The organism is Curtobacterium flaccumfaciens, assembly GCF_018598405.1.
GTDB lineage: Bacteria > Actinomycetota > Actinomycetes > Actinomycetales > Microbacteriaceae > Curtobacterium > Curtobacterium aurantiacum.
The window spans coordinates 48,107-74,521 of record NZ_JAHEWS010000019.1 but is presented as its reverse complement, the minus strand read 5'-3'; the positions used below and the strand labels follow the sequence as shown (position 1 = coordinate 74,521).

Annotated in this window: 30 protein-coding genes, 1 tRNA gene and 1 pseudogene; 14 read left to right on the top strand and 18 right to left on the bottom strand. The window is 71.4% G+C overall.

The window, feature by feature from the left end; genetic code table 11:
• Positions 1 to 41: 41 nt before the first annotated feature.
• Both KK097_RS18875 and KK097_RS12675 read left to right on the top strand, forming a co-directional pair.
• A pseudogene (locus KK097_RS18875) lies at positions 42 to 510 on the top strand (ATP-binding cassette domain-containing protein); the annotation flags it as partial.
• A gap of 56 nt (positions 511 to 566) precedes the next feature.
• Positions 567 to 1,889 (top strand): ABC-F family ATP-binding cassette domain-containing protein, encoded by a 1,323-nt coding sequence (locus KK097_RS12675; RefSeq protein ID WP_439647652.1) that lies wholly within the window; start codon positions 567 to 569, stop codon positions 1,887 to 1,889.
• Between the two features lie 6 nt (positions 1,890 to 1,895).
• On the opposite strand, the gene KK097_RS12670 is transcribed toward KK097_RS12675, so the two are convergent.
• Together KK097_RS12670 and KK097_RS12665 are read right to left on the bottom strand one after the other, a co-directional pair.
• The gene (locus KK097_RS12670; protein ID WP_214545062.1) at positions 1,896 to 2,372 is read right to left on the bottom strand and encodes a VOC family protein; all 477 of its coding nucleotides are present in this window, start codon (positions 2,370 to 2,372) and stop codon (positions 1,896 to 1,898) included.
• Positions 2,373 to 2,419: 47 nt separating this feature from the next.
• The gene (locus KK097_RS12665) at positions 2,420 to 2,914 is read right to left on the bottom strand and encodes a MarR family winged helix-turn-helix transcriptional regulator (RefSeq protein WP_214545061.1); all 495 of its coding nucleotides are present in this window, start codon (positions 2,912 to 2,914) and stop codon (positions 2,420 to 2,422) included.
• Between the two features lie 79 nt (positions 2,915 to 2,993).
• Here KK097_RS12665 and KK097_RS12660 point away from each other — a divergent pair.
• From KK097_RS12660 to KK097_RS12640, 5 genes are all read left to right on the top strand, one after another.
• A tRNA-Gln gene (locus KK097_RS12660) sits at positions 2,994 to 3,065 on the top strand.
• A 176-nt stretch (positions 3,066 to 3,241) separates the two neighbouring features.
• Positions 3,242 to 3,853, top strand: coding sequence for a nucleotidyltransferase family protein (locus KK097_RS12655; RefSeq protein ID WP_214545060.1), 612 nt, complete (start codon positions 3,242 to 3,244; stop codon positions 3,851 to 3,853).
• A gap of 44 nt (positions 3,854 to 3,897) precedes the next feature.
• Positions 3,898 to 4,278: a hypothetical protein gene (locus tag KK097_RS12650; protein ID WP_214545059.1), complete on the top strand. Its 381-nt coding sequence runs from the start codon at positions 3,898 to 3,900 to the stop codon at positions 4,276 to 4,278.
• 114 nt (positions 4,279 to 4,392) lie between these two features.
• Positions 4,393 to 5,664: an FAD-dependent monooxygenase gene (locus KK097_RS12645; RefSeq protein ID WP_214545058.1), complete on the top strand. Its 1,272-nt coding sequence runs from the start codon at positions 4,393 to 4,395 to the stop codon at positions 5,662 to 5,664.
• Positions 5,661 to 6,119 carry a MarR family winged helix-turn-helix transcriptional regulator gene (locus tag KK097_RS12640; protein WP_214545057.1) on the top strand — a complete coding sequence of 153 codons (459 nt, stop codon included), beginning with the start codon at positions 5,661 to 5,663 and terminating at the stop codon, positions 6,117 to 6,119. Before KK097_RS12645 ends, KK097_RS12640 begins: the two co-directional genes overlap by 4 nt.
• Before the next feature lie 25 nt (positions 6,120 to 6,144).
• On the opposite strand, the gene KK097_RS12635 is transcribed toward KK097_RS12640, so the two are convergent.
• The 4 genes from KK097_RS12635 to KK097_RS12620 form a co-directional block, all read right to left on the bottom strand.
• Positions 6,145 to 7,611 carry an SDR family NAD(P)-dependent oxidoreductase gene (locus KK097_RS12635; protein WP_214545056.1) on the bottom strand — a complete coding sequence of 489 codons (1,467 nt, stop codon included), beginning with the start codon at positions 7,609 to 7,611 and terminating at the stop codon, positions 6,145 to 6,147.
• Between the two features lie 30 nt (positions 7,612 to 7,641).
• Complete coding sequence (locus KK097_RS12630) at positions 7,642 to 8,088, bottom strand: GNAT family N-acetyltransferase (protein ID WP_307858389.1); 447 nt, start codon at positions 8,086 to 8,088, stop codon at positions 7,642 to 7,644.
• 70 nt (positions 8,089 to 8,158) lie between these two features.
• Positions 8,159 to 9,136, bottom strand: coding sequence for an SDR family NAD(P)-dependent oxidoreductase (locus tag KK097_RS12625; protein WP_214545054.1), 978 nt, complete (start codon positions 9,134 to 9,136; stop codon positions 8,159 to 8,161).
• On the bottom strand, positions 9,133 to 10,059 hold the full coding sequence (locus tag KK097_RS12620) for an alpha/beta hydrolase family protein (RefSeq protein ID WP_250896716.1): 927 nt from the start codon (positions 10,057 to 10,059) through the stop codon (positions 9,133 to 9,135). Before KK097_RS12620 ends, KK097_RS12625 begins: the two co-directional genes overlap by 4 nt.
• 155 nt (positions 10,060 to 10,214) lie before the next feature.
• Here KK097_RS12620 and KK097_RS12615 point away from each other — a divergent pair, with 155 nt between their 5' ends.
• The gene (locus KK097_RS12615) at positions 10,215 to 10,817 is read left to right on the top strand and encodes a TetR/AcrR family transcriptional regulator (protein WP_214529126.1); all 603 of its coding nucleotides are present in this window, start codon (positions 10,215 to 10,217) and stop codon (positions 10,815 to 10,817) included.
• A 121-nt stretch (positions 10,818 to 10,938) separates the two neighbouring features.
• Here KK097_RS12615 and KK097_RS12610 read toward each other — a convergent pair whose 3' ends face one another.
• The 4 genes from KK097_RS12610 to KK097_RS12595 all read right to left on the bottom strand — a co-directional run bounded on the left by KK097_RS12610 (position 10,939) and on the right by KK097_RS12595 (position 13,716).
• On the bottom strand, positions 10,939 to 11,130 hold the full coding sequence (locus KK097_RS12610) for a hypothetical protein (RefSeq protein WP_214545053.1): 192 nt from the start codon (positions 11,128 to 11,130) through the stop codon (positions 10,939 to 10,941).
• Positions 11,127 to 12,149 (bottom strand): arsenic resistance protein, encoded by a 1,023-nt coding sequence (locus KK097_RS12605; RefSeq protein ID WP_214545052.1) that lies wholly within the window; start codon positions 12,147 to 12,149, stop codon positions 11,127 to 11,129. The genes KK097_RS12610 and KK097_RS12605 overlap by 4 nt, the downstream gene beginning before the upstream one ends.
• The gene (locus KK097_RS12600) at positions 12,149 to 13,276 is read right to left on the bottom strand and encodes an NAD(P)/FAD-dependent oxidoreductase (protein WP_250896715.1); all 1,128 of its coding nucleotides are present in this window, start codon (positions 13,274 to 13,276) and stop codon (positions 12,149 to 12,151) included. The genes KK097_RS12605 and KK097_RS12600 overlap by 1 nt, the downstream gene beginning before the upstream one ends.
• Before the next feature lie 107 nt (positions 13,277 to 13,383).
• Complete coding sequence (locus KK097_RS12595) at positions 13,384 to 13,716, bottom strand: hypothetical protein (protein WP_214545051.1); 333 nt, start codon at positions 13,714 to 13,716, stop codon at positions 13,384 to 13,386.
• A gap of 65 nt (positions 13,717 to 13,781) precedes the next feature.
• On the opposite strand from KK097_RS12595, the gene KK097_RS12590 reads away from it, so the two are divergent.
• From KK097_RS12590 to KK097_RS12580, 3 genes are all read left to right on the top strand, one after another.
• Complete coding sequence (locus tag KK097_RS12590) at positions 13,782 to 14,720, top strand: serine hydrolase domain-containing protein (RefSeq protein WP_214545050.1); 939 nt, start codon at positions 13,782 to 13,784, stop codon at positions 14,718 to 14,720.
• 57 nt (positions 14,721 to 14,777) lie between these two features.
• The gene (gene mtnN / locus KK097_RS12585; protein WP_110864380.1) at positions 14,778 to 15,485 is read left to right on the top strand and encodes a 5'-methylthioadenosine/S-adenosylhomocysteine nucleosidase; all 708 of its coding nucleotides are present in this window, start codon (positions 14,778 to 14,780) and stop codon (positions 15,483 to 15,485) included.
• Positions 15,486 to 15,725: 240 nt separating this feature from the next.
• Complete coding sequence (locus KK097_RS12580; RefSeq protein ID WP_155896774.1) at positions 15,726 to 15,881, top strand: hypothetical protein; 156 nt, start codon at positions 15,726 to 15,728, stop codon at positions 15,879 to 15,881.
• Positions 15,882 to 15,935: 54 nt separating this feature from the next.
• Here KK097_RS12580 and KK097_RS12575 read toward each other — a convergent pair whose 3' ends face one another.
• From KK097_RS12575 to KK097_RS12555, 5 genes are all read right to left on the bottom strand, one after another.
• Complete coding sequence (locus KK097_RS12575) at positions 15,936 to 18,359, bottom strand: excinuclease ABC subunit UvrA (protein WP_214545049.1); 2,424 nt, start codon at positions 18,357 to 18,359, stop codon at positions 15,936 to 15,938.
• A gap of 146 nt (positions 18,360 to 18,505) precedes the next feature.
• Positions 18,506 to 19,186 carry a hypothetical protein gene (locus tag KK097_RS12570; RefSeq protein ID WP_214529122.1) on the bottom strand — a complete coding sequence of 227 codons (681 nt, stop codon included), beginning with the start codon at positions 19,184 to 19,186 and terminating at the stop codon, positions 18,506 to 18,508.
• Between the two features lie 208 nt (positions 19,187 to 19,394).
• Positions 19,395 to 20,780, bottom strand: coding sequence for an FAD-binding oxidoreductase (locus tag KK097_RS12565; RefSeq protein WP_214545048.1), 1,386 nt, complete (start codon positions 20,778 to 20,780; stop codon positions 19,395 to 19,397).
• Between the two features lie 61 nt (positions 20,781 to 20,841).
• Positions 20,842 to 21,276, bottom strand: a complete 435-nt coding sequence (locus tag KK097_RS12560) for a VOC family protein (protein ID WP_214545047.1) — start codon at positions 21,274 to 21,276, stop codon at positions 20,842 to 20,844.
• Positions 21,277 to 21,470: 194 nt separating this feature from the next.
• A complete protein-coding gene (locus tag KK097_RS12555) occupies positions 21,471 to 22,346 on the bottom strand; it encodes a DUF808 family protein (RefSeq protein ID WP_214545046.1) in 876 nt (291 codons plus the stop codon).
• Positions 22,347 to 22,440: 94 nt separating this feature from the next.
• Between KK097_RS12555 and KK097_RS12550 the strand changes: the two genes are divergently transcribed.
• Positions 22,441 to 22,710 (top strand): hypothetical protein, encoded by a 270-nt coding sequence (locus KK097_RS12550; protein ID WP_071245932.1) that lies wholly within the window; start codon positions 22,441 to 22,443, stop codon positions 22,708 to 22,710.
• Between the two features lie 19 nt (positions 22,711 to 22,729).
• Here KK097_RS12550 and KK097_RS12545 read toward each other — a convergent pair whose 3' ends face one another.
• Entirely contained in the window at positions 22,730 to 23,140 is a 411-nt protein-coding gene (locus KK097_RS12545; protein ID WP_214545045.1) for a VOC family protein, read from the bottom strand.
• A gap of 47 nt (positions 23,141 to 23,187) precedes the next feature.
• Positions 23,188 to 23,811, bottom strand: coding sequence for an acyl-CoA-like ligand-binding transcription factor (locus tag KK097_RS12540; protein ID WP_214545044.1), 624 nt, complete (start codon positions 23,809 to 23,811; stop codon positions 23,188 to 23,190).
• 107 nt (positions 23,812 to 23,918) lie between these two features.
• On the opposite strand from KK097_RS12540, the gene KK097_RS12535 reads away from it, so the two are divergent.
• Positions 23,919 to 24,860, top strand: coding sequence for an aldo/keto reductase (locus tag KK097_RS12535; RefSeq protein WP_214545043.1), 942 nt, complete (start codon positions 23,919 to 23,921; stop codon positions 24,858 to 24,860).
• Between the two features lie 85 nt (positions 24,861 to 24,945).
• On the opposite strand, the gene KK097_RS12530 is transcribed toward KK097_RS12535, so the two are convergent.
• Positions 24,946 to 25,524 (bottom strand): TetR family transcriptional regulator, encoded by a 579-nt coding sequence (locus KK097_RS12530; RefSeq protein WP_214545042.1) that lies wholly within the window; start codon positions 25,522 to 25,524, stop codon positions 24,946 to 24,948.
• Between the two features lie 68 nt (positions 25,525 to 25,592).
• Between KK097_RS12530 and KK097_RS12525 the strand changes: the two genes are divergently transcribed.
• On the top strand, positions 25,593 to 26,354 hold the full coding sequence (locus tag KK097_RS12525) for an SDR family NAD(P)-dependent oxidoreductase (RefSeq protein ID WP_214545041.1): 762 nt from the start codon (positions 25,593 to 25,595) through the stop codon (positions 26,352 to 26,354).
• Positions 26,355 to 26,415 lie beyond the last annotated feature (61 nt).

Sequence of the window (26,415 nt, the reverse complement as noted above, 5' to 3'; positions counted from 1 at the left end):
CCCCGCACCCACCACCCCGCCGCGCCACCTACCCTTGTCGGGTGGCACATCTCCTCGGCGCCGAGAACCTGCATCTCGAGTTCCCCACCAAGGTCGTCTTCGACAACGTCACCCTCGGCATCGACGAGGGAGACCGGATCGGCGTCGTCGGCCGGAACGGCGACGGCAAGTCGACCCTCCTCGCACTGCTGTCCCAGCGTCTCGAACCGGACGGCGGCCGCGTCACGCACCGGCGCGGGCTGACCATCGGCTACCTGGACCAGCGCGACATCCTCCCCGAGGGAGCGACGGTCGGCAGCACCGTCGTCGGCGACCTCGAGGAGCACGAGTGGGCCGGTGACCCGAAGATCCGCGACATCATCGGCGGTCTGGTCTCGGACATCCCGTGGGACGTCAGCGTCGACGAGCTGTCCGGTGGGCAGCGTCGCCGTGTGGCACTCGCGCGGCTGCTGGTCGGCGACTGGGACGTCCTGTTCCTGGACGAGCCGACCAACCACCTGGACGTCGAGGGCATCGAGTGGCTCGCGGGGCACATCAACCGCCGGTGGTCGTCGAACCAGGGCGGCATGGTCGTGGTGACGCACGATCGGTGGTTCCTCGATGCGGTGTCGACCGACACGTGGGAGGTCCACGACGGCGTCGTCGACCCCTTCGAAGGTGGCTACGCCGCGTACATCCTGCAGCGCGTCGAGCGTGACCGGCAGGCGGCCACGATCGAGCAGCGCCGCCAGAACCTGGCCCGCAAGGAGCTCGCGTGGCTCCGCCGCGGCGCCCCGGCTCGCACGAGCAAGCCGAAGTTCCGCATCGACGCGGCGAACGCCCTGATCGACGACGTCCCGCCGATCCGCGACACGGTCGCGCTGTCGCGGACCGCGACGGCGCGCCTCGGCAAGGACGTCGTCGACCTGCTCGACGTGAGCGTCTCGTTCGACGGCACGCAGATCCTCGACCGCATCGAGTGGCGCATCGCACCGGGGGAGCGGACCGGCATCCTCGGCCCGAACGGCGCCGGCAAGTCGACCCTGCTCAACCTGGTCTCCGGGCGGCTGCAGCCGACGAGCGGGCGAGTGAAGACCGGCAAGACCGTGCAGGTCGCGGTGCTCGACCAGCAGCTTGCCGACCTGCAGCAGTTCGCCGACGACCGCGTGCGCGAGGTCGTGGCTCGCAAGAAGACGAGCTACGTCGCCGACGGCAAGGAGATGACGCCGTCGCAGCTGCTCGAGCGGCTCGGCTTCACCTCGGAGCAGCTCTCCACGCCCGTCAAGGACCTGTCCGGTGGGCAGAAGCGGCGCCTGCAGCTCATGCTCATCCTGCTCGACGAGCCGAACGTGCTCATCCTCGACGAGCCCACCAACGACCTCGACACCGACATGCTCGCCGCCATGGAGGACCTGCTCGACACCTGGCCCGGCACCCTGCTGGTCGTCAGCCACGACCGGTACCTGCTCGAGCGCGTCACCGACCAGCAGTACGCCGTGCTCGGCGGGCACCTGCGCCACCTGCCCGGCGGCGTCGACGAGTACATGCGTCTGCGCGAGGCCGGCACCGGTGGCGGGACCGCCTCTGCGGCTGCCGCCGCGTCTGCCGGGAGGCCCGACACCGTCGGCGGGACCGGCTCGGCCGGCTCCGTGGCCGGGTCCACGGCCGCTGGTGCGTCCGCCCTGTCGGGAGCGGACCGGCGGACGGCCGAGAAGGAGATGTCGGCGCTCGACCGCAAGATCGCGAAGGTCGGCGCGGACCGCAAGAAGCTGCTCGACCAGTTCGCGACGCACGACCAGTCCGACTACGCCGGGCTCGGCGAACTGCAGTCGAAGCTCGCCGCGCTCGAGGCCGAGGTCGAGCAGCTCGAGGAGCGCTGGCTCGAGGTCGCGGAGCTGCTCGGGGTCTGAGCCGGTCTACTCGACCGACGCGGGGTCGACCGCGTCCTGGCCGCTGTCCGCCGGTGTGGCGTCCTCGGGGGACCCGCCGTCGGGGTTCGCCACGACCTCCCACAGGTGCCCGTCCGGGTCCTGGAAGAAGCCGGACCACATGCCCCACGGGCGCGTGTACGGCGGTTCGGGCATCGTGGCGCCCGCTGCCTGCGCCCGTTCGAGGAACGCCTCGGCCTCGGCCTGGCTGCTCGTGAAGTGCCCGATCGTGCTGCTCGGTGCCGTGGCCAGCTGCACGCCGGAGTCCTTCGCCATGTCGTCCCGGCCGTAGACGCTGACGATCAGGCCGTCGTCGAGGGTGAACATCGACGTGGTGCCGCCGGCCTGCGTCTCGGTGGCGGGGTACTCGGTGCCGATGACGCCGCTGCCCTCGATGCCGAGCAGTGCGCGGTAGAACTCGGCCGATCGTGCGACGTCGGCGACGGCGAGGGTGATGGCGTGCATGCGGCGCACGCTACGCCCGGGCTACTCGGACCGTGTCACGCTCTCGGTCAGTCCCCGAGGCCCAGGATGAGTCGGCGGAGCAGCCCGGCCAACTGGCCCTGCTCGTCGGCGGAGACCCCGGCCAGGATGTCGCGCTCGGCGGCCAGCAGGTCTGCGATCGCCACGTCCACCGCCACCCGGCCCTTGCCCGTCAGCGAGACGAGGATGCCGCGGCCGTCCTTCGGGTCGGTCCGTCGCCCCACGAAGCCGCGGGCCGCCAGGCGGTCCACCCGGTTGGTCATCGTGCCGCTCGACACCAGGGTCTGCTGCAGCAGGGTCTTCGGGCTCAGCTCGTACGGCTCACCCGCGCGCCGCAGGGCGGACAGGACGTCGAACTCCCACGGCTCCATGTCGCTCGCGTCGAAGGCCGTCCGCCTGGCGCGGTCCAGGTGCCGGGCGAGCCGGTCCACGCGGGACAGGACCTCGAGCGGGCCGAAGTCGAGGTCGGCACGCTCTCGACCCCACGCCGCGACGATGCGATCGACCTCGTCCTCATGCGGCATCCCTCCATCTTGGCCGAACCCGGGGCGGACAGCCAGCCTCGTCGGTCGTGGGAGGATGGAGGAGCACCTCCGGGTGTGTTCCGCCTTGGTGTAATGGCAGCACGACGGCCTTTGGTGCCGTTAGGTCCGGGTTCGAATCCTGGAGGCGGAGCGACTCCGCTGATCGGTCGCGTTCTCGCTGCTCAATTCGAGCCAACCGACCGCACGGGCGAGTTCGCTGTGTCCGTCCAGGAATTGCCGGAAGCGGTTCCTGTGGTTGCCGTCCGTCACTATAGTGATGTTGGCGTCACAATAGTGATGCTGGATCACCGAGGTGAGGAGGGCGTCGTGCAGCTGCAGAGCCCATTCGCAGCGCTGTCGAGCGGTCTCGATGGCGACGTTCTGATGGTGCTGAGCGGCCTGTCGGACCGACCCTTCACGGTGTCCGCGGTCCAGCGGCTCGTCCCCGGAGGCCGTTCTCGAAACGGCGTGAAGAAGGTGCTCGACCGGCTGACCGAGCAGGGCATCGTTGTGTTCGACGACATCGCCGGCGTGAGCACGTACGCGCTCAACCGAGACCATCTCCTCGCGTCGGCGGTCCTCGAGGTCGCCGGAGCTCGTACCCGCTTCCTCGACAGGGTCCGCGGGGAGATCGCATCCATGCCGGTCCGCTACGCAGCGTTGTTCGGCTCGGCCGCGCGAGGTGCGATGCGACCGGACAGCGACATCGACCTGTTCTTCGCCGTGGATGCCGTTTCCCGGACGGATGCTGAGGACCGCATCTACGACCTCACCGTTGCCGTTCACCGGTGGACCGGCAACCAGGTGAACCCCATCGTGTACGACGTCTCGGGGGTGAGTCCCGATGACCCGCTCATCGGTTCCATCGCGAGTGAGGGCATTCCCCTCGTGGAAGACCGCCGATGGCTCCAAGCCCACCTCAGGAAGGCCGCACGTTGACTCCACCGAAACTGCCGTCGACCACTGACGGCGACAGCGCTTTCATGCGCGGTCGGCTCGAGAAGGCCAAGGGCTTCCTCGAGTCAGCCGAGACGCTGTTCGAGTTCGGTGCCGAGGACGGGATCCTGAGCCCGACGTCCCCTCATGCCAACTCCTTCGTCGACCTGTGCGTCGACGCGGGGATCGCCGCCGCAGACGCCATCTGCATCGGCAAGACCGGAAGGTACAGCAGTGGGGCGAGCCACAATGACGGCGTCTCGATCCTGCAGGATGCGACGGACCGGCCGATCGCGAAGCACCTCGAGACGCTCGTTCGGGTCAAGAACAAGGCGGCCTACAGTGCGCGGTCAGTAGACGCATCGGACATCCACAATGCCGGTTCGGCCGCCCGCGCACTCGTCGCCGTAGCGGAGGATCTGGGCTGACAGCTCACCGTATCCATGCGGACCACAACGTACCTTCTCTGTGGAGTGATATCGGTGTGAAGGTATAGTCTTCGTGAGGCGGCAGCTCGCCGCCCCACGAGCAGAGGACCACCCATGGCGACCACGCCGCACCACCGCCCACGCGTCCTGATCACCGGCGCGAGCATCGCCGGCCCTGCGCTGGCGTGGGGACTCGACCGATCGGGCTTCGATGTCACGCTGCTCGAGCGGTCGCCGGAGCAGCGGACCACCGGCCAGAACATCGACGTCCGGGGGCTCGGGCGCGAGGTCCTCGAGCGCATGGGCCTCCGCGACACCGTGATGCAGCACCTCACCGGCGAAGCGGGCACCCGTTACGTGGACGAGCACGGCACCCCGTACGCCACGTTCCCGAAGGCCGAGGGCCAGGACGGTCCGACTGCCGAGATCGAGATCCTGCGGGGCACGTTCGCCGCGATCCTCGTCGATGCGCTGCCGGACACGATCGCCCGCCGCTACGGGGACTTCATCGCGGGCGCCGAGCAGGACGGCGCCGGGGTGAACGTCCGCTACGACAGCGGCGCTCCGGAGCGGTTCGACCTGGTTGTCGTCGCCGAGGGCCGCAGCTCGCGCACCCGTCGGATCCTGTTCGCCGACGAGACGGAGTACCGCGACCACGGCGTCAGCATCGCCTACGGCACGCTCGACCGGATCGGCAGCGACACCGACCACTGGGACTGGTACACGGCGCCGCGTGGACGTGTCGCATCGATCCGCCCCGACAACGAGGGGACGATCCGGGCGAGCGTGTCGTTCGAGTCGGAGCCGATGGGCTTCGAGCAGGTCTCCGTCGACGTGCAGCTGCGGATCCTGCGCGAGCGATTCCGGGGCGCAGGGTGGCAGACGGAGCGGATCCTCGACGGGTTCAGCGAGCGGTCCGATGAGTTCTACACGCAGCGGATGGAGCAGGTCGTGGTGTCGCGATGGAGCAAGGGTCGGATCGCCCTGCTCGGTGACGCGGCCTGGGGCTCCGGGCCGACCGGCATGGGCACCACGCTGTCGCTGGTCGGCGCGCACATCCTGGCCGGGGAACTCGCACGGACGATCGAGCCGGCCGCCGGCGCTGATCACGGGTACTCGATCCCGGACGCCTTCGCGCGCTACGAGGAGATGCTCCGCGGGTACGCCGACAGCGCCCAGGGGCTTCCGCGCGGCGGTGCGCGCCTGCTGCACCCGTCGTCGAAGGCGGGCGTCCGCGCGGTGCGGGCTGCGCTCCGGGTGGCGTCTGTCGGTCCGGTCCGCGGCTTCGCCCAGAAGTACCTGCTGACGAGCGAGAAGCACGTCCCCGTCCTGCCGCACTACCCGACACTGCAGGGGACCCGGAAGACGGCAGAATCGATCGCATGACCGACCTGCGCTCCCAGACTCTCGAGGCGCTCCGCCACTACGCCGTCCGGTACCAGGAGTCGGCGCTCCACTTCGCGGCATGGATGGAACTGCCGACCTCGGACGGTGTCGCGCTGGGGGAGATCCTCTGGGCGGAGACCGAGGGCGAGCCGATGACGGGCACGCGGCTCGCCCGGCGGATCGGGATGACCTCGGGTGCGGCGAACGCGTTGGTCAACCGACTGGAGGAGCGTGGGTTGATCGTGCGGAGCCGCGAGAGCGCGGACCGTCGGGTCGTCACCCTCCGCGTCACCGATCTCACGCGGGAACGCAGCAGTGGGTTCCTCGGGTCGCGTGCCGTGGAGCTCGACGAGGCGATCGGTTCGTACGACGACGAGACGTTGACGGTGGTGCGCGACTTCCTGCTCCGCTTTGCCGCGGTCCTGCCGCAGGAGACGGCCGCGTCGAAGCACTGACGGAACCGGTCTGGTCAGCGGCCGGTCACCACGAACTCGGCGCGTAGTCCTTCAGGAAGACACCGAACACGTCCTCGCCGGCTTCGCCCCGGACGATCGGGTCGTAGACGCGTGCTGCCCCGTCGACCAGGTCGAGCGGCGCGTGGAACCCCTCTTCGGCGAGCCGGACCTTCGTGGGGTGCGGCCGTTCGTCGGTGATCCAGCCGGTGTCGACGCTCGTCATCAGGATGTTGTCGGTCTCGAACATCTCCTGCGCGCTCGTGCGGGTGAGCATGTTCACGGCGGCCTTCGCCATGTTCGTGTGCGGGTGCCCCGGTCCCTTGTACGCGCGGCCGAAGACCCCTTCCATGGCGCTGACGTTCACCACGTAGGTGCGGCGTCCCGTGCTCGCGGCCATCGCGGGGCGGAGCTTCGAGATGAGGATGAACGGCGCCGTGGTGTTGGCCAGCTGGACCTCGAGCATCTCGAGAGGGTCGACCTCGTCGACCTGCTGGGTCCACGAGTTCTCGTCGTGCAGGTCGGGGACCAGGCCGCCGGCGTCGATGGCGGTGCCCAGGGCGAGCCGTTCGAGCGAGCTCGATCCCGGCGCCATCGCCTGTTCGGTCAGCTCGTCGGCTCGGGCCGCTGCGGCCGCGAGGATCGGGTGCGCGGCCACGGAACGGGCGAGCGCCAGCGGGTGCTGGTCGTTCGTGTGCCCGAAGGTCACGAGTTCGGGCAGCGGTCCGTCGGGCAGCGGCGCGAGTTCCGCGTCGACCAGCGGCTGGTAGGCCCCGGTCGACCGGCGCACCGTCTGGGTGGCGTTGTTGATCAGGATGTCGAGGGGGCCGGAGGCGGCCACGTCCTCGGCGAGCCCGATCACCTGGGCGGGGTCGCGCAGGTCGATGCCGACGACCTTCAGACGGTCCATCCAGTCGGCGGAGTCAGGCAGGCTCGCGAACCGGCGCACCGCGTCGCGGGGGAACCGCGTGGTGATGGTGGTGTGGGCCCCGTCGCGCAGCAGCCGGAGGGCGATGTACATGCCGATCTTCGCGCGGCCACCGGTGAGCAGCGCCCGCTTGCCGGTCAGGTCCGTCCGGGCCTCGCGCTTCGCGTGGCTCATGCGGGCGCACGCCGGGCAGAGCTGGTGGTAGAACGCGTCGACGACCGTGTAGTGCTGCTTGCACATGTAGCAGGGCCGTGACTTCAGCAGGGTGCCCGCGGTGGTCGATGCGGTCGAGGCGCTGATCAGGACGCCGCGGGTCTCGTCGTCGATCCGGTCTGCGGCCCCGGTGGCGGTGGCGGCGATCACTCGGCGGTCGGCCTCGGCGATGACGCCGCGCTTCTCGAGACGGTGCGCCCGCTTGACGGCCTTGAACATCTTCGCGGTGGCCTGGCGGACCCGGATGAAGTCCGGGTGCGTCTCGTCGATCGACGGCAGCTGCTCGAGCACCCGGAGCGCGACCGTCAGGTCGTCGGGGTCGATGCCGCTGGGTTCGGGGTGCTCGGAGCTCACACGCGATCCTACGACGGGGCCGGGCACCGATCAGACGAGCTGCTGCTCCATGCACACGCTCGTCGGGTCGTCGACGTACGGACCGAACCGCGGGATGTCCGCGTACCCGGCCTTCCGGTACAGCGCGATGGCCGCGGCCTGCGGCAGACCGGTCTCGAGCCGGACGGTCCCGATGCCGACCGCACGGGCCCGGTCGTGCAGGGCATCGAGCAGCCGCGTCCCCACGCCGAGCCCGCGCGCGGCATCGCTCACGAACATGCGCTTGATCTCGCCGGTGCCGTCGCCGGAGTCGACGAGCGCCACCGTGCCGAGGGCGACGCCGTCCTCGCGCGCCACCAGGAACGTGATGTCGGGCTGGTCCAGGTCGTCGACGTCGAGGGCGTGGTAGTTCTCGGCCGGGTACAGACTCAGTCCGTAGTCGTCACCCTGCTGCAACAGGTACAGGACGTCGTCCTGCCGGGGGCTCTCGATCCGCACGGTCAACACCGTCACACAGTAGCGAGGACAACGCGGCCAGCGAGTGGACGAGGCCCGCGGCTGACCCCGATCAGGCCAGGAGCTCCTCGCTGACCTCCCACAGCCGGCGCGCGTCGTCGGCGTCGAGCATCGCCGAGTTCGCGTCCGACGGGATGCGGTCCGCGGTGAGGGGCAGGATCCGGTCGTCGATCACGGCGACGTCGCTGTCCTTCAGGTAGACCCCGCCGACGCCGTCGAGCAGCGGACTCGCGGCACCGAACACGAGCGTCGCTGCGCCCTGCTCGACGGTCTTCTTGCCGACCTCGGGATCGATGACGGTCACCCCGTGGTCGTCGACCAGTCCCTGCTCGCGGTACGAGGCGAGCACCGTCTGGTCGTGCGGGCCGGGTCCGATGATGACGCCCGGGTGTGCGGCGAAGGCGCGGATGCCCTGGTCGGCGTACCGGCGGTCGAGCTCCACCGTGAACAGGACGTTCGCCCGCTTCGACTGCCCGTACGCGGTGACCGGGTCGTAGCCCTGCGCGAACGTCAGGTCGTCCCACCGGATCTGCCCGAACCGGGCCGCGCCGGAGGTGACGGTCAGGACCCGCGCACCACGGGCCTCCAGGAGGGCGGGGAGGAGTGCCCGCGTGAGCTGGAAGTGCCCGAGGTGCGTCGTCGAGAACGCCAGTTCGTTGCCGCGGCCGTCGAGCCGGCGGTCCGGGGTGAAGAGCATCGCGGCACTGTTCACGAGCATGTGCAGCGGGCGTCCGGAGGCTGACCAGCGCGCGGCGAAGGCATCGACCGACGACGGGTCGGTGAGGTCGAGGGCCTCGACGTGGACGCCGGGGATGCCGGCGACGGCTGCGGATGCCCGGTCGACGTCACGTGAGGCGACGGTGACGTCGGCGCCGGCCGCCGCGAGGGCGCGGCTGGTCTCGCGGCCGAGGCGGCTGTGTCCGCCGGTCACGATGACGTTCCGGCCGGTCAGGTCGATGCCGTCCAGGACGTCGGCGGCGGTGGACGCGGCGGTGAAGCGGCTGGGCAGGGGGTGCTGGTCGGTGATCACGACTGGTGCTCCTTCGATTCGATGTGGCCGACGGCGGCGGCAGGGCCGACGGCGTCGGCGATCGCCGACCACGCGTCGGGGTCGAGGCCGAGCGCGGTCCGGAGGAACGCCGTCGTGGTCTGGCGGACGAGGTCCACACGCTCGGGGCTCTCGTCGGTGGTGGCGGTCGACTCGTAGTCCTGGATCCCGCCGAGCAGGTGCTCCCCGCCGTGGAGGGTCACCAGGTGTCGCGCGCCGGGGCTCAGGTGGTAGACGTCGGTGAACCAGTCCGGGCCTCGGGTCGAGAGCTGGGACTGGTCGTGGTCGCCGGCGACGACGAGCGACGGGGTGTGCAGCTGGCTGAAGTCGGGGCTCATGAACGCGAAGTGCTCCTGCGCGAACGGCACGAGGTCGCCGCGCGCGATCCCGGTGGTGGACAGCAGGACCCCGGCGCGCACGCGGTGGTCGGTGCGGTCCTCGCCCGGCCGTCCGTCGGCGTCCAGGACGCGGGCGCCGAGCAGCATGCCCACGGACTGTCCGCCCCACGAGTGTCCGACCGCGGCGATGCGCGCGGTGTCGACGCGCCCGCTCAGGCCGGGGACCGCGTCGATGACCTGGTCGAGGTCGTCGAGCACCCGCCCGAGGTCGTCGACCCGCGTCTGCCAGATGGTCGGGTAGCGCGGGTCGTCGAGCGTCAGCCCGTAGGCCTTCGCGTCGAGGAACGTCGGTTGGACGACGACGAAGCCGTTCGCGGTCCAGTGGTCGACCAGGGGGTCGCCGCCGGTCATGGACTGGCCGAAGCCGTGGGCGAAGACGATGACCGGCAGGTCCGTTCCGGTCGTCGGTGCGGTGATCCGGACCTCGAGGTCCTGACCGCGGGACGGTGCCGGAAGCGTGACGGGCCGCACGCTGATGACCTGCGGTCGGGGTGCTGTGGGTGCCATGGGGGCCTTTCCAGGATGCCGTGTCGCCCGTGGACGTGAGCGACTGTCGCCCAAAACGGAGCGACGTTCCGGAACGATACGGAACAACGATCCGGATTGCAAGGGGAAGTGGAGCAGCGTTCCGTATCGGTCGCGAGTCGTGCGATGATCGATGCATGAGCACTCCGGCGACCGACCCCGCACCGCGCCGCCGTCGCGACGTCGAGCGCAACGAGCGCACGATCCTCGACGCCGCCGCCGCGGTCTTCGCAGCCTCGGGCGTCGGTGCGCCGGTACGCGAGGTCGCCACCGCCGCCGGTGTCGGGGTCGGCACGCTCTACCGGCACTTCCCGACCCGCTCGGACCTGGTCGTCGCCGTCTACCGGCACCAGATCGAGGCCCTGGTCGACGCGGGGCCGGCGCTGCTCGACTCCGAGCCGACACCGTTCGCCGCCTTGCTGCGCTGGGTGCACCAGTTCGTCGACTTCCTCGGCACCAAGCACGGCCTGGCGCGCGTCTGGGAGGGCGACGCCGACGGCTTCACAGCGCTGCACACCCTGTTCGTCGACGAGCTCGTGCCCGTGCTCGGCCGGCTGCTCGACGCCGCGCGGGCGTCCGGCGAGGTGGCCGCACCGACCCCGCCGTACCAGCTGCTCCGGGCCGTCGGTGACCTGGTGGCGTGGAGTCCCCAGGACCCCGACTACGACGTCCGGACGATCGTGACCCTCCTGGTCACCGGGCTGCGGCAGGCGCAGCCGACGGTGACCGACAGCGCGTAGCCGGCCAGGTGCACTGGTCGCGACCGGCACCGGACTGGAGGCGCGGTGCGGGCCCGTCACGGGCCTCCCGTCCGGCGTCGCGACCGTCTCGGGCCGCACCAGCGCCGTCGGAGCGGCCGGCTCAGCGTCGGCCCGGCTCCGCGGGGTCGGACTCGGGGTCCCCGTGCTCCGGCAGCACGTCGACGTCGGTGACCGTGTACCCGAGCGGCACCTGGCCCAGCGCGAGCAGGAGCGCCGTCCGCCGGTCGTCGTGCTCGGGCTCGATCACCCGTCGCTCGGTCGGGACGACGACGAGTCGGACCCGGTGCGTCACGGGTGCCCCCACGCTGCGGTGCCGCGCAGGCGTCGCCCGGCGTGCTGACCACGTCGCCGACGCAGCAGCAGGTGGCGGACCGCGAGCAGGTGCGGGAACTCGACGAGCATGCCGACGACGATCGCCGTGGTGACCAGCGGCTGGTGGGGGAGCGCGGCGCTCGTCAGCCCGATCATCAGGGGTGCGTTGCGGGCCGCCGTCGTCATCGCGAGCAGCGCCGACCGCGGGTACGACAGGGCGGCGAGGCGTGACGCCCACTCGGCCGCGATGAACATGACGGCGAAGAAGATCACCGCACACCCCAGTACGGCGACGAACACCGGCAGGTTCGCCAGCAGCAGCCCGATGTGCGAGGCGAAGAGCCCGGCGACCATCGCGCCCACGATCCAGGGGACCGTGCGGCCGGGCAGGGCGGCGGCGCGGGCTCGAGCGCCGTCCGGCAGCAGCGAGACCCCCAGGCGGATCACCACGGCGATCGCGGCGGGCAGGACGAACCACTGCAGCAGGGTGCCGACGGTCCCCACGGCATCGATGCCGGCGTTGCCGCCCAGGACCGTGATCCACACCGGGAACAGCAGCAGCTGGGTGACCATGTTGATCGGCAGCAGGGTCGCCCCCACGGCGGTGTCCCCGTCGCTCATGCGGGTGAACGCCAGGAACCAGTCGGTGCAGGGTGCCAGGAAGTACAGCATCACGCCGAGCTGGACGGCCGGGTGTCCGGGCAGGGCCACGTGGGTGAGCAGGAACGCGACGAGCGGGGCGAGCAGGAAGTTCATGCTCCAGGCGATGCCGATGACCTTCCAGGCGCCGGGCCTCCGTGGCAGGCGGTGCAGGGGGACGTCGACGAACAGGGCGACGACCAGGGTGATCACCAACGCGTCCACCACCGAGCCCATCGCGTCGCCGGCCGAGGGTGAGACGCCGCCGATCACGGACCCGAGCAGGATGGCGCCGCCGACGATCGCGGGGGTGGCCCAAAGTCGTGCAACGGCGGGGCGGGCGGGCCGCTGTGCCGGCATCAGCACGCGCATTCGACACCACAGCAGCTCAGGTCGTCGGTGAGCATCCCGGCGTCGTCCCACTCCTGCAGGGCACTGCAGTCGCGTCCGGCCCGTTCGCCGATGACACGGGCGACGTGGGCGAACCGCTGCCGGAACTTGTACACGAAGCAGAACTGCAGTGCGCCGTGCCGGAGCGCCGTGCCGGCCAGGAACAGCCCGGGCGTGGTGGTCGACTCGTCGTCCTCGGTGAGCATCGGCCAACCGTCCGCGCGGGTGTCGAACAGGCTCGCGACCGGCCCGAGCCCCGGGCCGTACCCGGTGGCGAGGATCGGTGGCGCGTCCGCGACCAGGGCGGTCCGTCCGGCGACCCCGACGGTGAACCCGTCTCCGGACCGCTTGATGCCGGTGACCTGGCCGTCGTCGACCAGGGTGAGGCGTCCGCTGGCCCGCGCGGCCGCGAGCCGTTGACGGGTCCGCGGGGCGAGGCGGAACGAGGGGTCCGACCCGCTGCCGGCGTCCCAGGGGTGGGACGGGTCGACGACCGTCACCGTCGCCCCCTGTTCGACGTGGTGGCACGCCAGGTCGATGCCGGACTCGAAGCCACCCACGACCACCATGTGTCCGGACCGCACCACCCAGGCGGCCTCGGCGGACGCGTGCACCCCGAGCGACGTGCCGGCGCAGCGGGGCAGGATCGGGTCGGAGAACTCGCCGCCGGCCCAGACCACGTTCCGGGCGACGACGGGCCCGCGGCTCGTGGTCACGCGGAAGCCGTCGTCGTCCGGCTCGATGCGCTCGACCTCGGTGTCGAGCAGGGTCGGCAGGTGGAAGGCCGCGACGACCCCACGCAGGTACCGGGCGTACTCGGGCCCGGACGGGTAGTCGGTCCCCAGGCTGTAGGCGGGTGAGGTGCGCGGGTGGACCGCGTTGAGGTCGGTCGCCCCGAACCCGTTGCCGGTGAAGGACGGCGTCAGGAACCGCTGGTGCTCCGGCCACCGACGGAACGTGTCCCCGACGACGCCGCGTTCGACGACGCCGAACAGCAGGCCGTCGACGGCGTGGAGTGCCAGGCCGGTGCCGACGCCGGCCGGTCCGGCTCCGACCACGAGGGCGTCGAGGGTCTCGGTGGGGTGTGGTGCTGGCATGGGGTCGGTCTTCCCAGCAGCTGCGGCTGCGTCGGTGGAACGGCCACCGTGGTGTGGTCGCTGCACACCATCTTAGTGAGAACCGTTATCAACATGCCATCGCGGCATCAGCCGACCGGCGTCGAGTACAGGACCGCGAGGGTCGCCACCAGTCCGACGACCACGATGCCGAGGTCGAGCAGGGCCAGGGTGACGAGTCGGGTGCGCTGCGGCCGGACGGCGGCCCGCACCACGACCATCGTCACGAACAACACGACGACGAGCGCCAGAGCCGGCCACCCGATCGCAGGTGCACGGATCGCCATGAGCACCATCACCGCGGCGACGATGACGGCCGTGACGGCTCCCCACACGAGCCAGTTCGAACCCGACGCCGTCCGGAGTGCGGGCTGGTCGCCGACACGGGTGGGATCGGGGCGGCGGGGCTGTTCGTCGGACACGAGCCGGACGGTACGCGGCGGCCCCTGCCCGTGCCCGCAGCCGCTCGGCCACGAGAGGATGGGGTGTGCACACCGCCGCGACCATCCTCGACGCCGTCGTCCGGCGCATCGACACCACCGGGTTCGCCGCGCACGGCATCCACGTGCGCACGAGGACTGCCGCTCCGGGCGCTGATGGCACGGAGGACGACGTCGCCGAGCACCACTGGACGCCCGACGTCCGACGCGAGATCCACTCCGCCGCGAAGGGCGTCTGTGTCCTCGCCACCGGCATCGCCGCCGACGACGGCCTGGTGGACCTCGACGAACCGGTCGCGACGTTCCTTGCCGCGACCGGGCTCGCGCTCGGCGACGGCGTCGACCGGGTCACCCTCCGGCACCTGCTCACCATGACGAGCGGCATCGACATGCCGTGGTCGGCGACCGAGCTGACAGACTGGCCGGACCTGGCGGCCGAGTTCCTGCGGCGACCGTCCCGCGGCCGGGTGTTCCAGTACGCGAACGCCAGCACCTACACGGCGATGCGCGTGCTCGAGACCCGGGTCGGCGACGTCGGCACGTTCGTCTCCGAGCGGCTCTTCGCGCCGCTCGGCATCCAGGACGTCGAGTGGCAACGCTGCCCGAACGGGTTCGTCGCCGCGGGCGAGGGGCTGTCGCTCCGCACCGAGGAACTCGCCCGCATCGGACGCCTGATCCGCGACCGCGGGACCGTCGACGGGCAGCGGGTCGTCAGCGCGCGGTGGTGCGACGCGATGCACACCGACTGGGTGGAGCGCGAGGGCACCGGCTCCGGCTACGAGCGCTACGCCATGGCGGGGTGGGGTGGTCCCGGCCGACTCTGGCGGCTGCACGGTGCGTACGGTCAGATGCTGCTGTTCGACGAGACCGAGGCGAGCAACGACTCCGGCACCGTCGTCACCATCACCGCCGACGATCACTTCGGCGCCGACGCGCTCGCCGCCTTCGTCGCCGACGAGCTGGCCCGCCAGGACCCCCGCCGCTAGCACCTTCGACGATCCGACCTGCACGTCCGCGCGCGCCCGGCGTGGGAGGATCGATCAGTGCAGCAGCAACCCGTCGCGATCATCATCGCGGCCATGAGCGAAGAGGTCTCGGCCTTCGCCGACCTGTTCGGCGGTGTCCCGGTCCTCGACGGCCCCGTGGGTGGCCACGACCCGCACCAGCTGCTCGACATCGGCGGCGCCACGGTCGTCGTGCGCCGCAGCGGCATCGGCTTCACGAACGCCACGGCCGCGGTCGCCCACGGCTTCCACGACTTCGGCCCGGGCATCCCGGTCATCAGCGTCGGGACCGCCGGCGGGCTCATGCACGGTGTCGCCATCGGTGACGTCGTGGTCGGCGACCGGTACGTCAACCTCAACGCCGACGCCACCGCGTTCGGCTACGCCCTGGGCCAGGTCCCCGGCATGCCGACCGGCTACGCGCCGGACGCCCGGCTCGTCGAGCTCGCGATGGGCGCCGACATCGCGTGGCCGCTGCGGTCGGCGACGATCGGCTCGAGCGAGGTCTTCGTGACCGAGGGTCGTGCCCGCGCACTCCGGGTCGCGTTCCCCGAGGTGGCCGCGGTCGACATGGAGTCGGCCGCGATCGCACAGTTCGCCCACGTGCACGACATGCCGTTCGTGTCGGTCCGGTGCATCAGCGACCTCTGTGCGCCGGACGGCGCCGAGTTCCGCGAGCACCTGGACGACGCCGCGGCACGGGCAGCGCGCGTGGTCCACGACCTGGTGCTCGGCCTGCGTTCCTGAGTCCGCACCGGTGCACCGGCCTGGAGGCGCGACTCGCCGCCGCCGGTCCGCCGGCGGTGATCCGGGCCTCCAGTCCGTCCCGCCTGGTCGCGTCCGTGCATGCGTTCCGCGGCCATCAGATGGCCGGAATTGCGTTCCACGGACGTTCCGGGACGGATTGCGAACTGGTCGTCGGGGTGCTCGCTAGCCTCCATTTCGGGGGGCCAAGGAACCACGGCCAATCACACAGGGAGATCAGCCATGAGCGCCTACACGAGCGACGAGAACGTCGAACCTGCACGCATCACCACCTTCAAGCGCGTCCGTAAGCAGTGGCGTCGGACGGGTGAGGTCGGCTACACGCACAGTGGCAGCGACTTCTTCCGCGACGACGCGCCGGAAGCGGTCCAGCGGTAACCAGCTGCAGCCACGAAGTGCCCGCCAGGAGCGATCCTGGCGGGCACTTCTGCGTCAGCGACCGAGCTGGTCCCGCAGGTAGGGCGCGGTCCGGCTGGTCGTCGAGGCGGCGACCTCGGCGGGCGTGCCGGAGGCGACGACCCGGCCTCCGTCGTCGCCGCCCGAGGGACCCATGTCGATGACGTGGTCGGCGCTCGCGACGACGTCCATGGCGTGCTCGACCACGACGACGGTGTTGCCCGCGTCGGTCAGACGGGCGAGCTGGGCGGTGAGCAGCTCGACGTCGGCCGGGTGCAGGCCGGTGGTGGGCTCGTCGAGCAGGTACAGGGTGTGGCCGGTCCGCGCACGCTGCAGTTCCGTGGCGAGCTTGATGCGCTGTGCCTCGCCGCCGGACAGCTCCGGAGCGGGCTGGCCGAGCCGCAGGTAGCCGAGGCCGACCTCGCGCAGGGTATCGAGTCCGCGCCCGGCCGCGGGCAGGGACGCCAGGAACGGCGCCGCTTCGTCGACGGTCATGCCGAGGACGTCGGCGATGGACGCCCCGTTCCACCGGACCTCGAGCGTCTCCGCCGTGTACCGGGAGCCGTGGCACTCAGGGCACGGGGCCCAGCTACCGGGAAGGAAGAGGAGCTCGACGGACACCGAGCCCTCGCCCTGGCAGACCTCGCACCGGCCGCCGGCGACGTTGAACGAGAACCGTCCGGCGCCCCAACCGCGGGCCTTCGCCTCGTCGGTCTGGGCGAAGGCGGCCCGGACCGCGTCGAACAGGCCGGTGTAGGTGGCGAGGTTCGAGCGGGGCGTCCGGCCGATCGGCTTCTGGTCGACCTGCACGACGCGGTCGATGAGCGGGTGCGACGTCGCGACGCCGGGCAGCACGCCGCCGACGAGCGACGACTTGCCGGACCCGCTGACCCCGGTGACCGCGGTGAGGACACCGAGCGGCAGGTCGACGTCGAGCCCCCGCAGGTTGTGCAGGGTGAGGTCGCGGAGCTCGAGCGTGCCCACCGGGGTCCGGACGGCGCGGTCGGCGGTCGGCTGCCGGGGCTCCAGGAAGCGCCGGGTCACCGAGGCCTCGACCTCGGCCAGACCGGCGACCGGGCCGCTGTACAGGACGGTTCCGCCGCCGGCGCCCGCGCGGGGACCGACGTCGACGATCCAGTCGGCACGGCGCACGATGCTCATGTCGTGTTCGACCACGAAGACGCTGTTGCCGCCGGCGCGCAGGTCGTCGAGGACGTCGACGAGCGACTCGGCATCGGCGGGGTGCAACCCGGCGCTCGGCTCGTCGAGCACGTAGACGACGCCGAACAGTCCCGAGCGCAGCTGCGTCGCGATCCGCAGCCGCTGGCTCTCGCCGGGGGAGAGCGTTGGCGTGGCACGGTCGAGCGCCAGGTACCCGAGACCCAGGCCGACCAGGACCTCGACGCGGGTGAGCAGGTCGCGGGAGATCGCCACGGCGACCTCGGTGTGCTCGCCGGACGATGCTCGCGACGTCGCCGCTGCCGCGTCGGTGATCGCCGCGATCGGGCGCAGGACGTCGGCCAGGCCGGTCAGCGGCAGGGCGTTCAGCTCGGAGATCGAGTGCCCGCCGATCGTCACGGCGAGGGCGGCTCGGGTCAGGCCGGTGCCGCCGCAGAGCCCGCACGGGCCGGACTCGACGAACTGCAGCACCTTCTTGCGCTGGGTCTCGCTCTGCGAGTCGGCGAGGGTGTGCAGCACGAACTGGCGGGCGCTCCAGAACCGGCCCTTGTAGGGCTTCGCCACACGGTCGCGCTTCGGCTGCACCTGCACGACGGGCTGTTCCTCGGTGAAGAGCAGCCAGTCGCGGTCCTCCCGCGACAGCTCGCGCCACGGGCGGTCGATGTCGTAGCCGAGCACGGCGGTGACGTCGCGCAGGTTCTTGCCCTGCCACGCACCGGGCCAGGCGGTGATCGCGCCGTCGCGGATGCTCAGCGACGGGTCGTGCACGGCCGATGCCTCGGTGACCTCGTGCGCGGTCCCGATGCCGTGGCACCGGGGGCAGGCGCCGGCGACGGTGTTCGGCGAGAACGAGTCCGACTCGAGCCGGTCGGCGCCGGACGGGTAGGTGCCGGCACGCGAGTAGAGCATGCGCATCGAGTTCGACAGCGTGGTCATGGTGCCGACGGTGGAGCGGGAACTCGGGGCACCGCGACGCTGCTGCAGGGCGACCGCGGGGGGCAGGCCGGTGATCGAGTCGACGTGCGGGGTGGAACCCTGCGCGATCAGCCGCCGGGCGTACGGGGCGACGGACTCGAGGAACCGGCGCTGGGCCTCGGCGAAGACGGTGCCGAAGGCGAGCGAGGACTTGCCGGAGCCGGAGACGCCGGTGAACGCGACGATCCGGTCGCGGGGGATGTCCACGTCGACGTCGCGCAGGTTGTTCTCACGGGCGCCGCGGACGCGGATGAAGTCGTCCGGCCCGGGTCGGTCATCGGTGGGGGTGGAGCGAGGAGCGGGCATTCATTCGAGCGTAGGCGCGGCCACTGGGAGAAGCAGTACCGCGGCGGAACCGCGAACGACGAAGAGCCGCTCCGCCCTGATCGGCGGAGCGACTCTTCGCGTCGTGCGTGGTGCTTCGTGCGTTTGTTGCTCTGTTGCGGCAGGTGTTACTTGATCTGTGCGGTGATGGTGGCGGTGCCGACGAGGAGGCCGCGCTTGACGGCGTCGGTGCCGAAGGTCTTGTTCAGCAGGCCGGCGGCGTCTTCGGAGATGTGGACGGTGGTGCCGGTCAGGATGGCGTTGTCGCCCTCGAGCTGGAGGGGCTTGAGGGAGCCGCCGTGCAGCTCGAACAGGAACGCGTTGGCCGCGGCGACCTTGCCGTTGACGAGGACGTCGCCGTAGAGCTTGGACGAGCCCGGGTTCACGACGAAGTTCTCCAGCGTGACGGTGGTGTCGCCGGCCTTCAGGGTCAGACCGGAGTCGTCGTGGTTCAGCAGGCCCTGCACGTACGGGCGGTAGTTGCCGTCCGGGGACCAGTAGGTGACCGACCCGGCGGTGATCGGGAACGACACCGACCCGTCTTCCAGGGTCGCGTCGCCGGAGACGCCGGGGGTGAGCTTGAGGGCGGTGAGGGCGTCGGTGAAGCCGGAGTCGAGCTTCACGGCGGTGGAACCACCGAGGACCTCGGGCACCGAAGCGACGGGTGCGGGGATCTTCGACTCGGACGAGGACACCGTCTGCACGTTCGGGGTCGCGGCCTGGGCGGAGGAGATCCCGAACGCGGCACCGCCGAGGACGAGGGCGCCGGTCGTGGCGAGGGTGATGGAGGTCTTGAGGCTCTTACGCATCGTGATCAGTCCTTTGCTGTTGTCGCGCTCGGCGCGGTTGCTGTGTGCGCGCCGAACACACCCTCGAACAGGGTGGAGAACCAGCGGTGTGCGGCTGGTGAGCGCTCCGGGTGGTTCCCGGTCGTTGCAGGTGATTCGGCACCCTCCGGCGAAGGGTTTGGACGGATCTGCCGTCGTTACCGCTCTGTGACCTTTCGGCTCCCGCGGGTCAGAACGCCTTGCCGGGGTTCAGGGTCCCCGCCGGGTCGAGCGCGTGCTTGACGGATCGGTGCATCGCGAGCACGCGGTCACCGAGCTCGACCCGCAGGCCCGGCAGCTTCAGCAGCCCGACGCCGTGCTCGCCCGTGACGGTCCCACCGAGGGCCAGGCAGTCCGCCACGATCTGGTCGAACGCGGTCTTCGCGCGGGCCTTCGCGGCGTCGTCGCCCTCGGGCGCGATGATCAGCGGGTGCAGGTTGCCGTCGCCGGCGTGCGCGATGTTGGCGATCGTGACGTCCTGCGCGTCCGCGGTCACCTGGATCCGCCGGAGCATCTCGGGCACCGCGCTCCGCGGCACGCAGATGTCCTCGGTCAGCACCGGACCGAGCCGTTCGAGTGCCGGGTAGGCGAGCCGGCGGGCCAGGAAGAGCCGGTCGATGTCCTCGGGGTCGGTGGCCCGCTCGACGTCGGTGCCACCGGCTTCGGTGAAGACGTCCGCCACGTGGCCGGCGATCTCGTCCCCGGCCGCACCGCGCTCGTCGACCCGTGCGAGCAGCAGGGTGTCGACGTCCGCCGGCAGCCCGAGGTGCATCCAGTCGTCGACGGCTCGCAGGCACGTGCGGTCGACGATCTCGAGCGCCGCGGGGATGATGCCCGCGCGCGAGATCGCGGCCACGGCGTCGCCCGCCGCGGTCAGCGAGGGGAAGTACCCGATCACGGCCCGCTCGTCACGGCCGGCCAGGGGCAGCAGCTTCACGGTGACCGACACGACGATGCCGAGCGTGCCCTCGGAGCCGACCATCAGTGCTGTGAGGTCGTACCCGGCGACGCCCTTCGCCGTCCGGCGGCCGAGCTCGACCACCGAACCGTCGGCCAGCACGACGGTCAGGCCGAGCACGTAGTCGCGGGTGACCCCGTACTTGACGCAGCAGATGCCGCCGGCGTTCGTCGCGACGTTGCCGCCGATCGTCGAGATCGCCGAGCTCGCGGGGTCCGGCGGGTACCAGAGGCCGTGCTCGGCGACCGCGGCGCGGAGTGCATCGTTGATGACGCCGGGTTCGGTGACCGCGTAGCGCTCGTCGGTGTTCACCTCGAGCACCCGGTTCATCCGCTCGAGCGACACCACGATCGAGTCGGCCATCGCGTTCGCGCCGCCGGACAGGCCGGTGCCGGCACCGCGGGGGACGACCCGGAGACCGGCGGCGGCTGCCCAGCGGACGGCGGTGACGACGTCGTCGGTGCAGCGTGCCAGGACCACGGCGAGCGGTGCCGTGGAGTCGGCCCACTCGGCGTCGTCGTGGCGGTAGCGCTCGAGCGACTCCGGGTCGCGGAGCACCTGGTCGGACCCCAGCAGGTGTTCGAGGGCGGTGGCGTCGGCTGCGGCGGTGACGATCATGCGGGGTGGGGGTCCTTCCGTGGCGCGGCGGTGCGGTTCGGGTCCGTCGACGATACGTCGGTCAGTCCAGGCAGAACTCGTTGCCCTCGACGTCCTGCATGACGATGCACGACTCGTTCACCTGGTCCGCCGTCATGCGACGGACCCGGGTGGCGCCGAGTCCCACCAGTCGGGCGCTCTCGGCGTCGAGGGCCGCGAGCCGTTCGGCACCGACCATGCCGGTGCCGACCCGGACGTCCAGGTGCACCCGGTTCTTCACCGTCTTGCCCTCGGGGACGCGCTGGAAGAACAGGCGAGGTCCGGCTCCGGTCGGGTCGACGCACGCGAAGGCCGATCCCTGGTGCTCCGGCGGCAGCGACCGGTCGAAGGCGTCCCAGTCGGCGAACCCCGGCGGGGGCGGTGGCACCACGTAGCCGAGGACCTCGCACCAGAACCGGGCGACACGCTCCGGCTCGGCGCAGTCGAACGTCACCTGGACCTGTCGCACCGTTGCCATGGCGCCGAGGATACGACGATGCACGACCGGCGTCCGCTCAGCGTCCGCTCAACCGAGCTGGGCCGCCGCTGCTCGCAGCTCGGCGAGCGCGGCCGTGGCGTGGTCGGCCAGTCGGCCGTCGTCCGCGCGCCCCACACCGGACGGGAGGCCCGTGGCGGGTCCGCCCCGGGCCTCCTGTCCGCCGTGCAGCCGCGTCAGTGCTGCTTGCCGCGCAGGCGACCGATGCCGAGCACGATGCCGACGACGACCATGCCCAGGACGAGCCCGACGACGGCCGACACGGCCGTGTCGGCGATCCACACCACGACGGGGCCGGCGGCCTCGAGGGCGTGCTCGATCACGTGCAGCAGGTCGTACGGTCCGTGCCAGAACGTCTCGGCGAGGTTCGCGATGACCAGGTGCCCACCGACCCACAGCATCGCGACCGTGCCGATGACGCTGATGACCCGGAAGACCATCGGCATCGCGCGGACGATCCGCGCGCCGATGCGACGGGTGCGGCGGACCGAGTTCTTCATCATCTGCAGGCCGATGTCGTCGACCTTCACGAGCAGCGCCACGGCGCCGTAGACGACGGCCGTCATGACCAGACCGATCACGATCAGTGCGCCGAGCGTCGGCCAGAGCCCGAGGTCGGGGTCGAGGCCCGCCAGCGCGATGAGCATGATCTCGGTGCTCAGGATGAGGTCCGTGCGGATGGCGCCGAAGACCAGCTTCGGTTCCGTGACGGCCTCGTCCGCGCCACCCTCGTGGTGGACGCCGAACCACTCCGTGATCTTCTCGGCGCCCTCGAAGCACAGGTAGGTCCCGCCGAGCAGCAACAGCCACGGCAGCACCCCGGGGGCGAACGCCGTCAGGAGCAACGCCAGCGGGATGATGATGATGAACTTGTTGAACAGGCTGCCGAGGGCGATGCGCCCGACGACCGGCAGTTCGCGAGCGGGCTCCAGGCCCTGCACGTACTGGGGTGTGACGGCGGCGTCGTCGATGACGACCCCGGCGGTCTTCGCGCTGGCCTTGAGGGCTGCGGAGAGGATGTCGTCCACCACGGCGAGCAATCCGACTGACAATTCGTTCTCCACTCGTCTGACCTGTGACCGTGCACAGCGTAGTCGGCGCGGAGCATCCTGAACGCCAGCCCGCGGCCGTCCGTAAGCTCGCGCCATGGCTGACTTCACCGCATCCCAGGCCGCCGTCGTCCGGATCGAGCGTTCCGAGCAGGGGCGCTGGGACCTCTCCGTGATCAGCGACGCCGGTGTCGCGATGGGGCACGGGGTGTACCTGTTCGACGCGGACCACGACGACGCCGAGGACGAGCAGGCTGCGGCCCTCGACTTCGTGCGCGACTACGGCTTCCGGTTCGAGCGCGACGCCGTGCAGGCGGACGGTCCCGATGCCTTCTGGGCGCCCCTGCTGCCGTCCGACCAGCAGTAGGCGCGTCAGCACGCGCGGCTCAGCGCGCGGAGCCCTCGAACCCGATCGGCCAGGTGACCCCGTGTGCGTCACGGACGGTGCCGTCCCAGTCGCCCCACGGGCGCTGCTGCAGCGGGTCGACGACCGTGCCGCCCTCGGCGAGCCGGTCGAACCACCGGCGCAGCACGTCCGGTTCCGCGGCGCCGAGCAGTGAGAAGAGGAGTCCCGTCGCCGAGAACGGGGTGTCGCCCTCGCCGGCGTCCGCGGCGAACAGCTGCAGTTCGCCGGTGAGCTCCCCGTGCGCCACGGCGTCGGCGGGGCCGTCCGTGCGGGAGAAGTCCGCGTAGGTCGCGATCCGCACCTCGCCACCGAACACCCGCTGCCAGTGCTCGAGTGCCTGCCTGGCGGTGCCGGCGAACTGGAAGTAGGGCGCGGGGCCGGTTGCGTGCATGCCCGGCAAGGTACTCCGGCGTGCGGCGCTGGGGAACCCGTCCGCGGTCAGTCCGCCGTGCCTCGGTCGGTCGGGCGGATGACGTCGAAGGTGCGGTGCAGGGTCCGGACCGCGTCGGGTTCGTCCCCGACGGCCCACTCCGCGATCGCGACGTCGAAGCACCCGAGGGCCGCCTGCACCAGCGTCCGGGCGCGCAGATCGACGCCTGGCCCTGCGAGCCGCTCGGCGACCAGTGGCGTCAGGACCTCGGCCCATGCGTTGTGCTTCTCGAGGTTGCGTGCCCGCAGCGACGCCGTGCTCGTCATCACCCGGATCGAGCGGCGGGCGGTCTCGGTGTCCTCACCGCCGCTGTCGCTCACCAGGTCGGCGAACGCCTCGCGCAGTGCCGTCCACACCGGTTCGTCCGCGGGGCGCGACCGGAAGGCCGCGGCCAGCGCTTCGCGGTGGCGCCCGGGATCGCCGATGACCGTGTCCTCCTTGGCGGGGAAGTAGCGGTGGAAGCTCCGCGCGGAGATCCCCACCTCGGCGGCGATCTGCTCGACGGTGACCTGGTCGAACCCGTCGGCGTCGAAGCGCGCGATCGCCACCTCGGCGACGCGGGCTCGCACGGCGTCGCGCGCGATGTCCCGCAGGCCGGGCTTCGCTGCGGGGTCCGTCGGGCGAGCGTTCACAGACCGATCCTACCTCGACGGCAGCCACTGTCCGGATTGGCAGACACTGACAGTACAGGCGTAGAGTGCCACCCGCATGACCTCGAGACGTCACGAAGGGACGGAACATGCAGCAACGCACCCTCGGCCGCCAAGGCCTCACCGTCAGCGCCGTCGGCTACGGCGCCATGGGCACCACGTTCGCCTACGGCCCCGGCGACGACAGCGAGTCGATCGCCGCCATCCGCACCGCCCACGCCCTCGGCGTCACCCACTTCGACACCGCCGAGCTCTACGGCTGGGGCACCGGTGAACGCCTGCTCGGCACGGCGCTCGCCCCGATCCGTGACGAGGTGACCATCGCCACCAAGTTCGGGTTCACCCCGGAGACCTACGCGCCGGACTCCCGCCCGGAGCACATCCGTCAGGTGGTCGACGCGAGCCTGCGGAACCTCGGGACCGACTCGATCGACGTGCTCTACCAGCACGTCCACGACCCGGCCGTCCCCGTCGAGGACGTCGTCGGCACGATGCAGGAGTTCGTGCAGGCCGGCAAGGTCCGGTACCTCGGCCTCTCCAACACCGACGCCGAGCAGATCCGCCGTGCGCACGCCGTGCACCCGATCTCCGTCCTGCAGACCGAGTACTCCGTGTTCTCGCGTGAGTCCGAGGAACTGTTCCCGACGGTCGACGAACTCGGCATCGGCCTGGTCGCCTACTCGCCCCTCGCGCGCGGGTTCCTCAGCGGCGCGGTCCAGCCTCGCGGCGCCTACGCGGCCGACGACATCCGCCACCAGCTCGAGTGGTGGGCGCCCGAGCACTTCGACGCGAACGTCGGGGTGACCGCTGCCCTCACCGACATCGCCGACGCGAAGGGCGTCCAGCTCTCGCAGCTGGCGCTCGCCTGGGTCCTCGCGAAGCGCGACGACCTCGTGCCGATCCCCGGGTCGCGCAACCGCTCGCGTGTGGCGGAGAACGTCGCAGCTGCCGACATCGTGCTCGGTGACGACGAGGTGGCGCGGATCGACGCGCTGTCGCGCCAGGTCCGCGGGAAGCGCGCGATGGGCTGAGCCCGTGCGCGTCTGGACGGGAGGCCCGTGGCGGGCCCGCCACGGGCCTCCCGTCCTTCAGGGCGTCTCTGCGTTGGCCCGCCCGTCAGTCGAGCAGCGCGAGCGCACGCTCCACGACGTCCTCCGGGCGCCCGTCGCCGTGCAGCGCCCACCAGGTGAGCGCGGCGCTCGCGGCGGCGGCCAGCGTGTGTGCCCGCACCGCGACGGCGAGGTCGTCGGCGGTGGCGCCGTCCCGCTCGGCCACGTACCGCAGGATCTCGTCCGTCAGGGCCGTCACCGTGGCGGCTCCGACGTGCTCGAGCGACGGGTTCGCGCGGATGACCCGGAGCCGGTGGCGGGTGACCTCGACGGCGTCGTCCGGGAAGGTGGCGCCGATCTTGTAGGCGGCCCGGAGTGCCACCGCCGAGGGCTCGTCGGCCGGTCGTGAACGCAGGGCCTCGCGGAACCGTGCGGCGAACTCGTCGAGGCCGCCCCAGACCAGCGCGGCCTTGTTCGGGAACAACCGGAAGAGCGACCGACGGCTCACGCCGGCCGCCGCGGCGACGTCGTCCATCGACGCCGCGTCGAAGCCCTGTTCGTCGAACAGCCGGAGTGCGACGAGGGACACGGCGTCGGGGTCGATGGTGCGCGGGCGCCCCGTCGGACGGTCGTTCGTCGAGTTCATGGAGACCTTTCGGCACTGAGTGCTATAACCGGTGTGGCGCAGCGAGCGCCTCGCATCGAGGAGACGACATGACCGACACCACCACCGCCGGACGGTTCACCGGCAGGACCATCATCGTCACCGGAGCGGGTTCCGGCATCGGACGCGCCACGGCGACACGCATCGCGAACGAGGGCGGGCGCGTCATCGCGACCGACGTCGTGGCGGAGCGGCTCGACGCACTCCGCTCGGAGCTCGAGGGCTTCGCCGTGGAGACCGTCGTCGGCGACGTCGCCGCGAGCGAGACCATCGACGCGCTCATCGCCGCCGCCGGTGACCGGGTGGACGGGCTCGCCAACGTCGCCGGCATCATGGACGCGTTCCTGCCGCCGGACGAGGTCGACGACGCCACGTGGGAGCGCGTCTTCAGCGTCAACGTCACCGGCCCGATGCGGCTGACCCGTGCGGTGCTGCCGCTGATGATCGCCGCGGGCACGGGATCGGTCGTCAACGTGGCGTCCGAGGCGGCGCTCAAGGCCTCGGCCGCCGGTGCCGCCTACACCTCGTCGAAGCACGCCATCGCCGGGTACACCAAGAGCGTCGCGTTCTTCCACGGGCCGCAGGGCATCCGGGCGAACGCCGTCGCGCCGGGTGCGGTCGCCACGAACATCGAGGCGCCGATGCGCAGCGAGTACGCGGCCCGCCGGGTCGGTCCGATCATGCAGACCACGATCCCGCCGGTCGCGCAGCCCGAGCAGCTCGCCGCCGCCATCACCTGGTTGCTCAGCGACGACTCCGCGAACGTCAACGGTGCGGTGCTGCCGAGCGACGGTGGCTGGTCCGTCGTCTGACCCGTTGCTGCGGCTGGGAGACGCCGTCGTCACGTCGAGACGCCTCCGGGAACGGGGGCGT